General features: G+C 37.3%; 9 protein-coding genes. 7 read left to right on the top strand and 2 right to left on the bottom strand.

All coding sequences use genetic code 11. The features are described 5' to 3' along the window. Positions 1-186 precede the first annotated feature (186 nt). From LB449_RS08205 to LB449_RS08175, 7 genes are all read left to right on the top strand, one after another. Entirely contained in the window at positions 187-1689 is a 1503-nt protein-coding gene (locus tag LB449_RS08205; protein WP_224454612.1) for a sodium/pantothenate symporter, read from the top strand. Continuing rightward, positions 1686-3215 (top strand): class I adenylate-forming enzyme family protein, encoded by a 1530-nt coding sequence (locus tag LB449_RS08200; RefSeq protein ID WP_224454611.1) that lies wholly within the window; start codon positions 1686-1688, stop codon positions 3213-3215. Before LB449_RS08205 ends, LB449_RS08200 begins: the two co-directional genes overlap by 4 nt. 70 nt (positions 3216-3285) lie before the next feature. Further along, the gene (locus LB449_RS08195; protein ID WP_224454610.1) at positions 3286-4116 is read left to right on the top strand and encodes an alpha/beta fold hydrolase; all 831 of its coding nucleotides are present in this window, start codon (positions 3286-3288) and stop codon (positions 4114-4116) included. 2 nt (positions 4117-4118) lie between these two features. Further along, complete coding sequence (locus LB449_RS08190; protein WP_224454609.1) at positions 4119-5549, top strand: hypothetical protein; 1431 nt, start codon at positions 4119-4121, stop codon at positions 5547-5549. A 125-nt stretch (positions 5550-5674) separates the two neighbouring features. After that, a complete protein-coding gene (locus LB449_RS08185) occupies positions 5675-8164 on the top strand; it encodes a TonB-dependent receptor (RefSeq protein ID WP_224454608.1) in 2490 nt (829 codons plus the stop codon). An 8-nt stretch (positions 8165-8172) separates the two neighbouring features. After that, a complete protein-coding gene (locus LB449_RS08180; RefSeq protein ID WP_224454607.1) occupies positions 8173-8964 on the top strand; it encodes an alpha/beta fold hydrolase in 792 nt (263 codons plus the stop codon). Then, positions 8961-9731: a 3-hydroxybutyrate dehydrogenase gene (locus LB449_RS08175; protein WP_224454606.1), complete on the top strand. Its 771-nt coding sequence runs from the start codon at positions 8961-8963 to the stop codon at positions 9729-9731. Before LB449_RS08180 ends, LB449_RS08175 begins: the two co-directional genes overlap by 4 nt. Before the next feature lie 291 nt (positions 9732-10022). Here the strand turns inward: LB449_RS08175 and LB449_RS08170 are convergent, their stop codons facing one another. Then, complete coding sequence (locus tag LB449_RS08170) at positions 10023-11132, bottom strand: porin (protein ID WP_224454605.1); 1110 nt, start codon at positions 11130-11132, stop codon at positions 10023-10025. A gap of 230 nt (positions 11133-11362) precedes the next feature. Beyond that, a complete protein-coding gene (locus tag LB449_RS08165; protein ID WP_224454604.1) occupies positions 11363-14593 on the bottom strand; it encodes an efflux RND transporter permease subunit in 3231 nt (1076 codons plus the stop codon). Position 14594: the final 1 nt, after the last annotated feature.

Below are 14594 nucleotides of genomic sequence, written 5' to 3'. Positions count from 1 at the left end.
TTTGAGGATTTTCTGATGTATGTTTTTTTATAGTACTTACGATGTATCTCATAATGAAGTCGCACTTATATATTTACCCGTTATTATTGAAGTTGAATATATATTTAAGTATAAATTTTAATAGGTCACACTTTGATATTCATTAAGTGAGGATGTGGAATCAGTTTTTTAACTCTAATTTCACATTTGAAATTTATACTTCATATGTTTGCTAGCGATACTTGGTCCACCTACGTCACTATTTTACTTGTTATATATGCAATAGTTATCATTTTCTTCGTGGTTAGAGGAATGATAAAAACAAAGGACATCAATGACTTTGCAATAGGCAGTAAAGGATTTCCTGCCTGGGCAGTTGGTTTGTCTCTGGCAGCCTCCATGACTAGTGCTGCAACGTTTATTATTAATCCTGGATTTATTGCGCTTTATGGATTTTCAGGAATTATATCTTTTGGATTCGTTATGCCGATTGCCATTTTTGCATCACTCATCTTTTTTACGAAAGCCTTTCAAAAATATGGATCGACAGTTAAGGCCGTTACCATGGCACAATGGATTGGTAAACGTTACGATAGTAAAGCCATGACTGTATTTTTTGCAATTCTTTCTCTTTTGCTTATTACTTTTATTGTTCTCATTTGTGTCGGACTCACTCAGATTATTTCCAAATCACTTAATTTGGAACCCTTCTGGGTACTTATGGGACTGGTTGTATTTGTATTTGGGTATATGATGTTTGGTGGCGCCAATTCTATGGTATACACCAATTCTATTCAGGCAATTCTTATGTTTATAGTTGCTGTGATGCTTCTTGCTTCAGGTGCAGACTACTTCAACGAAGGCTTTGATGGATTTGTGGCTACATTAAAAAGTATTGATCCGAATCTGGTCAAGACTACAAATGAAAAAAGTTTTCTCTTCAGAGATTATTTTGAGATTATTTTCTGTCAGATTGTAATTGGTATTGCCATTGTTTGTCAGCCTCACATCATTACTAAAACTCTTTTTCTCAAGAGTGAGAAGTCGGTGAATCAATATCTTGTGATCGCCATTATATGCATGATTCTTTTCTTTATGGTTGTTATTGTTGGGTTGTACGCCAGAATACTATTTCCAGATCTCACGTTGAATGGTGTTCCGCTTCAAATGGATGAACTGGTTTCTGCTTATGTCGTAAAAACCTTCACTGCGGGTGCTGGTGTCATTATCGTGGCGGGTTTGATTTCAGCAGGACTCTCAACATTAGAAAATTTAATTCAATCACTTTCTACCACAATAAGTACAGATCTTATCACACCACTTTTTCCTGCTGTAAAAAATATAAGTGGCGTGGCATTAAATAAGATGGTGATTGTCGCATTAGCTATAGCGAGCTTTTTATTAAGCTACGATCAGATAGTTAATCCAAATGTAAGCGTTGCCATTTTTGCTCAAAATGGAGTTTACGCCTATTTCGCTGCTGCTTTTGTGCCTGTACTTTTTGGAATATATTTTAAAAAAGTAAAAAAAACAGCCGTTTTTATCGCCAGTTTTTCTGCTGTAGCACTTCATTTTATAATTTATTACGGTAGAATCACAGAGTACATGCAAGAGCCCGTAAATAATCCGGGAGTCTCCGCGGCTATTGCCATTGTAATATCTTTTATTGTGGCTAATTTTCTATATTTATTGAGTAAAAAGAAAGCATGAATTACCTGGACTGGATATCGAAATGGTCATCGTACACGCCGCATAAAAAGGCGGTGTTTAGTCTGGATACCAAACAGTCTTTTTCATACCTGCAACTCCATAAGAATTCATTGAAGATTGGCAGTTATCTTCTTAATAGATTTCAGCTCAAAAAAGGAGACCGATTGGCGGTGATAGCAGAACACTCTCCGCAATACCTAATGCTCTTTATCGCTGCGCAGCGTTTGGGTATTATTCTGGTTCCTCTCAACTACCGGTATACATCTACTGAAATGCTTCATTGTTTAAAAGACGTGAGTCCTTCTCTCATTATAGCCGAAGATGTCAAATTTGAAACACAAATTCTTGATTTAAAAGAGAGGGTTAACACTCAGATTATTTCTTTTGGGAGTTTTTTTGAAAAAGCTCAAACAATAAGTTTAGAAGATTTTGAACCAGATTTTAAAATAGAAAAGGAGCAGCCCATATTTATTTTCTTCACCTCAGGGTCAACAGGAAAACCTAAAGGAGTCATTTACACCAACCAGATGATGCTTTGGAACAATCTCAATACAGCTATTCAACTAGAAATAACTTCTGCAGACCATACTCTCAACGCATTGCCTCCTTATCATACTTCAGGATGGAATGTTTTATTATTACCCATGCTTCATCGAGGAGCAAGAGTAGATTTTATAAGCAAATTTAAACCTGAAAAAGTTTTAAGCTATTTGCAGGAACAACCGATAAGTTTATTTTTAGCAGTGCCTACAATGCTTCGCATGATGGTAAACTCTAAAGCCTTTACCGCATTCAAGCCAAAAAAACTCAATTATTTCATTGTAGGTGGAGAAAATTTGTCGACTCAATTAATAGATGCCTGGGCGAAAAAAGAAATTCTCATCAGTCAGGGTTATGGACTTACAGAAGCAGGTCCATCCATTACTTCTCTGCACCGGCATGAAGCTTTGTGGAAAAAAGGCTCGATAGGAAAGCCTAATTTTTACGTGGATGTGAAGATTGTAAACGATGAAAATGAAAAAGTGAGTAACAACGAAGCAGGTGAGCTTTGCATAAGAGGCCAAATTGTAACTCCTGGATATTGGAACAACACTTCTTATACACTCCTAAAGATTAAAGATGAGTGGTTACACACTGGGGATGTTGTCACCAAAGATGATGATGGGTTTTTGTACATTCTTGGAAGAAAAAATCAGATTTATATTTCTGGTGGAGAAAACATTCATCCTTCAGAAATTGAAAAAACACTTTACCAAATAGATGGAATTATGGAGGCAGCAGTCGTTGGAGTAGAGGATGAAAAATGGGGAGAAACTGGAGTTGCTTTTGTTGTGCTTCAAAATCAAAAACTTCAGAAAAAAGAGATAAGAGCTTATCTGAAGAATAACCTGGCTTCCTACAAAGTTCCCCAACAGATTATAGTTATGGAGAAGTTACCTAAGTCAGGGTTAGGAAAAATCAATAAAAACGAATTGAAAGTCGCATTTAAAAAAATGAATAATGATAAAAAGAATTTTTCGTATTAGCCTATTATTGTTCTGGTTTAGCGCTTTAAGCCAGAACCAGATTAGTGATATTTTAAACTATGAGGAAAACGTGGAAAAAATTTTAATAGAAAACGAAAAAATTGCTTTTGTGGATGTCGGTTCAGGAGAAAACACACTTTTGTTTATTCACGGACTTTCCAGCAATTTGCAGTCATGGAATAAAAATATTTCAAGACTAAAGAATGAGTACAGATGTATAGCAATAGATCTTCCGGGTTATGGAAAGTCCACAAAAAACAGCACGACGTATTCCCTGAAAGACTATGCTGATTTTTTAAATAGCTTTATCGAAAAAAAGAACCTTCATGATGTGGTTTTGGTAGGTCATTCTATGGGAGGTCAGGTCGCAGTTCACACGCTGTTGGCCGCTCAGGATAATTTCAAAAGTCTTGTGCTGATTGCTCCTGCTGGCATAGAAACATTCTCAGAGAATGAAGCAGCGCTGATGAAAGCTTCTTACACTGCTGAGATGGTTGAAAAATCCACACCAGAACAAATCAGGAATAATTTTAAAATGAATTTCCACCAATTTCCTGAAGATGCTGAATTCATGGTTCGTGAACGAATTGAGATGAAGAACGCTGATGACATGAAAATTTATTCTGAAGTCGTTGTGAATAATATTCATGCGATGCTGGAAGAACCGATCATCGGTAGGTTGTCCGACATTGAAATTCCTGTCTTGATGATTTACGGTAAAGATGATCTTTTAATACCCAATACATTTTTTCATCCTTCCCAAGATATTGCTTCCTTAGTAAAAACGGCTAAAGAAAATATACGAAATCTAAAAGTTGAATTGATTAACGAAGCTGGACATTTTGTAAACTTTGAGAAGTCAAAACAGGTGAATGCTTTGATTACGGAATTTTTAAACTAATAATGAAATCTAAACTGAAGATATTTAATGATTTTGCTGAAGGAATTCTTCCTCACGAAGCTTCATACCTTTTAAAGGATCATAAAATAAGGGATAAGGAGAAAGAATCTATTCTTAATACGGTTTGCTCCAATGCCAGCTCATTAGTGGTTTCTTATGATTTTGATGAAAATATTGACAAAAGAAAATATACTTATATAAAAAAATGGATTTCTAAAAAATTGGAAAGTAAAGATGTAGACGGACATCTCAACTACCTCTCGATTATAGAAAATAAGATTTTAACCGACACCATACAACCCTTTGAGGAACAGCACTTATTAAACCAGATTACAAGCTACACGCATACTTCCTTCTTTTTTCAGAAGTTTTATGAGTTGGTAAGGGAGTATCAGGATTTTCTGTTGATCCGTTTTCGATATAAAGACTGCAAATTGACAGAATCCTTTTTGAAAGACAATCGGGACCATTACCTTATAGCTGTGGACGTAAAAGAGCAACTTTTTTTTGCAACCAAAGATCTTACACGTCAATATACTAGCGGCAGCCATGATACAAAGCACTGGGAGGAAAAACTTCTGGGATTTATGCGAAGTAAAAACCTTGACGGACTCAATAGATACAATGCTTTTATTAGACTGGTGTTTTTGTATTTCAATTACAAGGAATATGAAAAGGCCACTTCGATTTTTGACCAAGTCGATAAATACTTCCAGGAAGGGTTGATGTATTCCCGCCGTATTCTTTTCAATTATTACGCAAACCGAGTTATACTTCATTCCAATCTTGAAGATTTGGAAAAGGCAGAATATTATGCTTACCTCTCTGTAAAACAAGAGAACAGTGATAAACTCTTCTATCTCAATAATTTAATTGCCATTTTGTTGAAAAAAGAAAAAAATAAAGAAGCTTTAGAATTAATAGTAGAAAACTTTGATCTATATAAAAAGACTCATAATCATCACCATAAGTTAGGCTTTGCAACACACTATATTCGAACCTTGGTAAGGAACAAGCGACTTAATGCTGCTGAAAATTTTGCTAATAACTTTCTAAATGACAACAACGAGGATGTCTTTGAACACCGTTGGAGGCATTTTTTTTCTAGTTATTTGATGTTGCTGATCACTAAAGAGAAATACTCAGATGTTTTGAAAACTATCAAAAAATATAACTTGATAGAAAGAGAAGCTGATGTGATGCATCTTGAAGATTTCATTCCTAAAATTCATTGGTATCATAGTCTTGCCAACTACATGGTTGGAAATTTTTCCGAAGAAAAATTGAAAAAAGATTTCATAAAAACTTCAGAAAAAACCAAAAATTTCTCCAAAAAGGGACGTTTGGACTTCACTGATTTTTTGGAAAGACTCTCATTTACCTTTCCAGGACTTTTTTCCTCTATAAAGTCGCACTTGGTGTCAGGGCAATAAATACCCTATGTACTTAACATGTAGCAGCTTTTTATTTCAGGAGTCACATGAAGTAATTTTTTTTCTTCTCATCACAGGCTTAAGTCAATTCTTAATTTAGTCTTAAACAATTAAAAATCTATGTTATGAAGATACATATGTCAATGTTCCTTTGTCTGTTAATCAGTATGGCTGCTTATGCTCAAAAAGGCAACGTAAGCGGAACTGTTACAGATGCAAATACTCAAGAACCACTTAAAGGCACTAGCGTTGTGCTAAGAGGAACCAATATAGGTGCGGTTACAGATTCCAACGGTAAATATTTGCTCAAAAATATTGATGCTGGAGAATATGCCTTAGACGTTTTTTACATTGGTTACGGAACCATTTCCCGTAATATAGTCGTAAATGATAATGATGCTCTTGTTGAAAATTTCAGTTTATCTGAGTCTTCAGCAATGATCGATGAGGTTGTGATTTCAGCCAACAGAAGGCCACAAAAAGTAACGAGAGCTCCAGCTACAGTTAATATTATTAATTCTGAAGATATTGAAAGGTATGCTGGAAATCCTGCAGAGTTGGCTGCAAGGCAAAAGGGTGTGGATTACGTTAGAACCGGAGTTCAGGGAATTGGCATCAATATTCGTGGTTTTAATTCTGCTTTCAATAGTAAAAATCTACAGGTAGAAGACGGAAGAATTTCCTCTCTTATAGCTACTGGCTTGCCTTTTGGAAGTTTTACTACAATTATTAGGGATGATATCGAAAGAAATGAAATCATTTTAGGCCCAAACGCTGCATTGTACGGACCGAATGCTCATAATGGATTGATAAGTACTATTACTAAAGATCCTAGATCTTCAGAAGGAACAACAATTGCTCTGGCGGGAGGTAACCAAAAACAATTTAACGTGCGCGCTCGCCATGCTCAGGTTGTAAATGACAAATTTGCTTTCAAAGTTTGGGGAGAAAGGCAACAAGGTGAAGAATTCAATTACGTAGATTCTGTTTATGTTGGAACAACAGCCTATCCTGAATTGGAATTGGATAGAGATTTTTCAGTTACAAGATATGGGGCTTCTACTTATTATTCATTTAATAACAGAACAGATCTTATTGCTTCTTATGGACACAGTAACAACAATAATATTGGCGTGACCAACGCTGGTAGAAATCAGATCAAAGATTGGAGCATAGATTACGCACAATTGAAATTTGTTTCTCCACGTGTCTATGCTAATGTGTATCATCACTGGAGTAATACAGAAGATACCTATGCAATGAATCAAAGAACACAAAATTATGTGTCTTTTATCGAAAATGGTTTTGGTGAACAAGAGGCTAGAAGCCGTTCTTTTACTGAAGCTTTCTTTCCTATCCAAGGTGCACCAGGTGGTGGCATAACTCTTCCGAGAGGTGCAGTATTTAAGGATGCGTCGCGAAGATTGAATGCAGAGGCACAATACAACAATCAGATTGGTAATCTTCTTTATGTTGCGGGTGCTCAATTTCAACAGGATAGAGCAGATTCACAAGGAACTTATTTATTGGATCAGGATGGAGTAATAATTATTGACCAGACAGGGTTCTACGGTCAACTAGAGTATAATTTTGAAGATATCGACCTTGATGTTCTGTTGGTAGGAAGATATGATGACCACGAACTTTATGGCGGAAACTTTATTCCAAAAGCTGCCCTTGTTAAAAACTATGATTTTGGAAGTTTTAGACTTACTTATGGAAAAGGCATAGCAGCGCCCTCAATATTAAATTTAAGTGGAAACCTTTTTGGAGGCCTTGTATTGGGTAACGGAGAAGGTTTTACATTACAGGATGGTACTCAAATCCCTGAATTGAAGGTAGAAACTATACGGTCATTAGAAGCTGGTTATAAAGGAAAACTTTTTGGAGATAAACTTTTTATTGACGCTAACGCATATTATAATGTTTCTGAGGATTTCCTTAGCCCATTATTAAACATTGCACAACCTGACAATCCTGTTGTAAGTAGAGGTGCTACTCCGATCAATGATGTTACTCCTGGAGCCAATGGTGGATTTGTCCTTACTTACTTAAACTTTGGAAAAGTGGACACCTACGGAGCAGATCTTGGATTGAATTATTACCTAAATGACAGAAACAGATTGGCTTTTAACTATTCATATTTCGACTACGATCTCGATCTGAACGATTCAGCTAATGATGCCAACAGGGATGGGGTTGTAACTAAAACAGACTTACCTATTAATACGCCAAAGCATAAAGCAAACCTGGGTTATTATTACACTGGTGATAAATTTTTCGGATCTATTTTTAGTAGATGGGTGCAGGAATATGATTTTTTCTCAGGTATCAATGTCGCTGCAGAAACTCAAGACCTTAATGGAGACGGAGTCAATGAAATTGTTGAAAACGCAAGAGTTGGAAGAACATGGAACTATGGTCCACTCGGAGGTTTTGTAAATTTTGATATCAACCTCGGATATAACATTAATGAAAATTTAAGCCTTGGTGCTTCTGTTACCAACATTTTCGATTCTGAAGTCAGAGAGTTTGTGGCCTCACCAGTTATCGGAAGATTATATCTAGTAGAATTGAAGTATCAGTTTGGTCAAAATAAAAAGAACAAAATGTAAACCAAATTATGATCCGAAGTAAAAAACTAAGCAACGGCATAAAACTGGAATACCTTGACAAGGGGGAAGGAGAAACAATTCTTCTCCTTCATGGTCTGGGATCCACAAAAGCTGACTGGAACATGCAGGTTGACATCTTTTCCAAACATTATCGGGTTATAGCACCAGACCTTCGGGGCCATGGGAATTCATCAAAACCAGAAAACAGAAGCGAATACGGTATTTCTCTTTGTGCAGAAGATAATCAGCTTTTGCTTCAGGAATTAGCCATAAAACAATGTGTGATTGTTGGATTTTCCATGGGTGGTGCCATAGCTTTTGAGATGGCCGTAAAGCATCCCAAATTGATTTCTAAACTGATTGTTGTCAACACAGCTCCAGATTTCAACGATTTAGGTGAAATGGGGAAAGAAATGATAAAGGACCGAACCAGAATTCTAGAAACAGTTGGAATAGAGCCTCTAGCCAAACAAATAGCAGAAAGCATGTTTCCAGAAGATGAACAACTAGAACTTAGGGAGGCCTTTTACAATCGAGCAAAAATGAATCCTGTAGAAAGCTATTTCAATTCATTTATAACGCTTATGGAATGGGGAGTTGGTGAAAAGATTAAGGACATAAAGGTTCCCACATTGGTCATAGCTTCAGATCTGGATTACACCCCAGTTTCCTTGAAAGAAGCCTATGCCAAAAAAATGAAAGATTCCAAAGTTGAAGTGGTCAGCCAGTCAAGACATGGAGTAACTATGGATCAACCTACTCAATTTAATAGTATAGTTTTAAATTTTTTAGAAAAATGACTAAAACAGCACTCATAACAGGAAGCACCAGCGGCATTGGTTATACCATTGCCCGAGCTTTCGCCAGCAAGGGATATAATGTGATGTTTCATGGCTTGGAAACTAATGGCTCAGAAATAGCTAGAAAAGTAGCAGAGGAATACAATGTAAAAACAGATTTTTCCAATGCAAACCTCATGCATCCAGAAGAAATTGAAAAACTCATAAAAACAACATTCAAAAAATTTGAAACAATAGATATACTTATCAATAACGCAGGAATTCAATATGTATCTCCCTTAGAAGAATTTCCTTTAGAAAAATGGAACGCTATTATTGCGATCAATCTTACTGCAGCATTTATCACCTCCAAAACAGTTTGGGTTGGTATGAAGAAAAATAATTTTGGAAGGATCATCAATATTTCTTCTGTTCATGGATTAAGGGCATCAGAATTTAAATCCGCTTACGTCTCTGCAAAACATGGTATCATAGGACTCACAAAAGTCCTTGGTCTGGAAGGTGCCGGGTCAAATATTACCTGTAATGCCATTTGTCCTGGGTATGTCAAAACGCCGCTGGTTGAAGGACAAATTAAAGATCAAAGTAAAGCTCACGGATTAACAGAAGAGGAAGTTGTCCAAAAGGTCATGCTGAAAAAGCAAGCAGTGAAAGAGTTTATCCCAGAAGAAAAAATTTCAGAATTGGCTTTATTTCTGGCAGCAGAAAATTCATCCGCCATCACTGGTTCATCTTTTACGCTTGATGGCGGCTGGACTGCGCAATAAATTGAATTTTAGTTTTATTAAAAAGGCAGGAAATCATTTCTTGCTTTTTTTTTTGGAGCTTATCCCGCTATACATTTCAAAACTTCAGCGAATGGCAGGCAAAACCAAAGTCCCAAAAGAGCTTCCGTTGGTCGCTTTTTGGAACTAGCTTTTGTTCAGCAATTCGTCTTCCAGGCTTTCCATTGCTATCGGGGCTATTTGATAAAAAATGTTGAATATGAAACACCGAATCCTGAAGTAGTACTCAGCTAACAGATCACCGTCAACAGAAAACTGAGAACAAACAACCCATTAACGCTGACCAATCACCTCCATAAATTGAATTGCAATAGAGGCTCCAACAAAAAAGTTAGACGTTTTACTATCGTTTTCAGTTTCAAATACAGCATCTTTACTATTAAACCAGCGGGCTTCCAGTCTACAGGCTAGATGAGGAATAGGAGAGTAGTCCACATTTGCAGAAACACCTGTTGTCTTAAATCCATTAGGCGTTAAAGTTGAAATGATCACCCCTTTTTCATCTTGGTAATATTCTGCCCGTAAGGCGGTTTTCCAGGCTTCATTTATGGTATACTGACCAATAAGCGTAGGGCTAAACCAAAGATCGTAACTCGAACTTCCTTTAGAAGATTGCTGTGCACCAACGTCAAATCCAGCTAGAAATTGAAAGCGCTCTGAAATCTGAAATTGGCTGTAAAGATTACTGAAGTAGCGCATGCGTCGAGTGTCATCGGGATCGTCTGTTCCTACAAACGTACTCCAGTTCAAACTCAAATTTTCAGAGGTTTTGTAAAGGAGTTGTGTTCCAAACGAAGAAAGTGAATTTCCTTCCAGCCGCTGAATGCGTTGCCAGCCATTGACCATAAGTCCTGCAAGCTCCAGCTTCTCACTAAGCTGGTAAGTTAATTTAGCTCCGGCCAGAAAATAGGGAGAACTTTCTGCCGATAACGATCGGGTAAGGGTAAAATTGTCTAAAGAAATGGCGCTCTCAAAGCCCAGGTGAGAAGGTAGGATTCCTACATCCAGCCATAATTTTTGATCAGCAGTAAGGGCGATACCGATGTTGGCTTCAAAAATATTTTTTAAGACTCCAGGCTCTTGAGCATAGTTGTCGTTGGCATAAGTTCCAGTTTGTAAAGCAAGGTTAGCTCTATATCTAGGATGGTCCAAGTTCAATTTGAAAAGACCTAAATTTAAATTATACTCGTTATGTCTATTATGATTGAAAAGGAATGGCTGCCTGATATTACCTTGAGGCTCATTAAAATCATAAGCATAAAAAAGGTCTGCAAAACCATAGATACTCAATGTGGGTGTTTCTTTCCAGGCTACGTCTAGTTGTGCGTTGACATGATAAGAGGCGATCAGGAAAAAAACAATAGAACTCAGAAACGTTTTCATTATCTAATTATATTAAGATTTAGTTTAAAATTTTAAGATACTAAAAATTAAGTAAGAAGATTTTATAGTAAAACATAGTAATACGTTCGGGATGTGTGTGGATAGCCCGTTAAATTAAAAGCCTAGAACCTCTAGGCAAAGTAGAGCGATGTGAGAAGCTCCTTCAATATCTAAGAGACTCTAGGCTCTGTGAGGCGGACTAATAACGGACAGCCCGTTTGAAGGCCAAATTAGTTATACTTCTTTTTCATCACCATATAAAACACGAGGGGAACCAGAATCAGCGTTAAGAACGTGGAAACAATAGTTCCCCCCATTAATGATAAAGCAAGACCTTGAAAAATAGGATCAAAAAGGATAGCAACAGCACCTATGACCACAGTCCCAGCTGTGAGTAAAATAGGGGTGGTTCTCACAGCACCTGCTTCAACGATGGCTTGCTTAAAAGCAATACCTTCATTGAGCCTGATTTCTATAAAATCGATAAGTAGGACTGAGTTACGCACCATAATGCCCGCCAGGGCAATCATTCCTATAAATGAAGTCGCTGTAAAATAAGCATCGAAAAGCCAGTGAGCTAGAACAATGCCTATCAAGGAAAGCGGTATAGCAATCATCATCACAATAGGAGAACGGAAGCTTTGAAACCAGCCAACAATCAACATATAGATAATAAAAATAACCCCTAAAAATGCAATTCCCAGATCTCTAAACACTTCGAGCGTAATCTGCCATTCTCCATCCCATTTTACGGAATAGTCATCGGTATCTACGGGAATATCGGTGTACAGTTCTTCTATAGAATAACCTTCAGGCAGGTGCATATCTTTTAGATACTCTTCCATGCCTAAAATAGCATAAACAGGACTTTCCAGTTCTCCAGCCATCTCTGCAGTAACGTAAACTACGCGGCGCTTGTTTTTCCTGTAAATGCTTTTTTCTATAGGTTGCTTTACTAGATTGACCAGTTCGCCAATATTCACCATATGGCCTTGCTGAGATCTCACTTTCAACTTAAATAAATCTTCAATAGATGATTTATCCACATTTGGAGTGTAATAAGTGATACTAACTTGTTCGCGTTCATTTTCTCTATACGCCATGCCGATTGATGCATTACCAAGGCTCAGATGCATGGTTTCTGCCACTTGCTGTGCGCTTACACCTTCGAGGTTAGCTCTTTCGGTGTCTACCATAAATTCAACTTCGGTCTGGTCGGCTTCTACCCGCCAGTCTATATCGACTACACTTTGGGTTTCCTGTAGAATTTTCTTTACATTTTGGGCAATCTTGATTTGTTCTTCGTAATCTGGTCCATAAACTTCTGCAACAATTGTTGATAGAACGGGAGGTCCAGGTGGTACTTCTACAATTTTGATAGCTGCGCCAAAGCGATCTGCTATCGCTTTTACATCTTTTCTGAATGACTTGGCGATATCATGACTCTGTGCACTGCGTTCACTTTTGTTGGTGATATTGACCTGAATATCGGCTAAGTGAGCGTCTTTTCTCAAATCGTAATGTCTCACTAAGCCATTAAACGTGATTGGAGAAGCGGTTCCTACATAAGTTTGATAGTTGACAACCTCATCACGGCTCTTAACGTATTCTGCAATTTCTAAAGTCACAGCTTGAGTGCGTTCTAAAGTTGTCCCTTCCGGCATATCGATAACAATCTGAAATTCATTTTTGTTATCGAACGGAAGCATTTTTACCAACACAGATTCATTTAAAAATAAAAGTAGCGAGGCGATAAGGATGACAAATGTACTACCTATAAAAAGCCAGCGCTTTTTAGAACTCTCAAGAAGTGGTCTTTGAATTTTTTCGTAGAGTTTATAAATTCTCGTTTCTTTTAATTTTTCGTCACCAAGTTTATCTGCTTCTTTAATCGCTTCCTCATCATCTTCTTCATCACTTTCTGCTTTTCCATCACCTTTTAAAAAGTGATAGGCTAAATAAGGCACAATAGTAAGGGCTATAAATAAAGAAAGAATCATTGTGATAGAAGCACCAATAGGCATTGGACTCATGTAGGGTCCCATCATCCCACTCACAAATGCCATAGGAAGCACTGAAGCAATAACTATAAAGGCTGCCAAAATAGTTGGATTTCCTACTTCGTTGATCGCATAAATAGCCGCTTTTCGCAGGGACCTCTTCTTCATTTTGAAATGCCGGTGCATATTTTCTGTAATAATAATAGAGTCATCTACCACAATTCCTGTAATGAAAATGAGGGCAAATAGCGTAATTCTATTTAAGGTATAATCAAATAGGTAATAGCTCAGCATAGTCAAAGCGAAGGTCACAGGGACTGAGATAAACACCACAAGTCCGCCACGCCAACCCATAGAAATCATAACGACTAGCGTTACTGCTATGATAGCACTGAGAAGGTTAAACAGCAAGTCTGATACTTTAGCTGAAGCGGTTTCACCATAATTTCTTGTGACCTCAAGTTCGATATCATGGGGTATGATAAACTTTTCCCAGCGCTCTTTTTGAGCTAAAATCTGGTCGGCTACCTGCATCGCATCCGACCCTTCTCGCTTAGCGACAGATAAAGTCACAGCAGAATAAGAGGATGGCATTTTTGTCTGTTCTGCACTTCCAGCCCCAAAACCGAATTCTACATAATTTTTTGGCTCCTCGGCTCCATCTTCTACTTTGGCGATTTGATCTAAATATACCGGTTGGTCTTGGTAAGTTCCAACAACGATTTGCTTTAAATCTTTTTCAGTTTCGATGAATTTTCCAGTGGTAATAAGTATATTCTCATCTTGATTTTGGATGTTTCCACTTTTAAATTTTGAATTGTTAGCTTGAATTGACTGCGTCACTTTTAAAATATCCAGATTATACGACGCTGCTTTCTGGTGATCAAAATAAATTTTTAATTCTCTGCTTCGACCGCCGATAACTTCAGTGGAAGCTACATTTTCAACCTTTTCGATCTCCATGATCAATTCGTCTGCAATTTGCTTAAGTCGGAAATCATCATGTTTTTCGCTATGCAAAGTCAATCCAACAACCGGCACATCATTGATAGAGCGTGTCTTGATGAGCGGCTGTGAAACACCCTTTGGGATTTGATCCATATGGCGCATGATCTCATCATGGAGTTTCACATAAGACCTTTCAATATCTTCACCCACATAGAATTGAGCGATGAGCATGGCCTGTCCCTGCATGGAATTAGTGTGAACATATTCAATCCCGTCGATGTTAGAAATAATACGTTCCAAGGGAATTATAACTTTAGACTCAATTTCTTGGGGACTTGCACCAGGATAGCTCACAAATATGTCGGCCATAGGTACATCTATCTGTGGTTCTTCTTCTCTGGGAATAAGTAAAGTGGCATAAATACCTACTCCCATAAATACCACCATCAATAAAATAGTGATTTTGGAGGTAAGGAATGCGTTGGCTAGTTTTCCAGCAATACCATTTTTCATA

It is taken from the genome of Psychroflexus lacisalsi (assembly GCF_020164495.1).
Taxonomy (GTDB): Bacteria; Bacteroidota; Bacteroidia; order Flavobacteriales; family Flavobacteriaceae; genus Psychroflexus; species Psychroflexus lacisalsi.
This window is presented reverse-complemented; position numbering and strand designations above follow the sequence as displayed.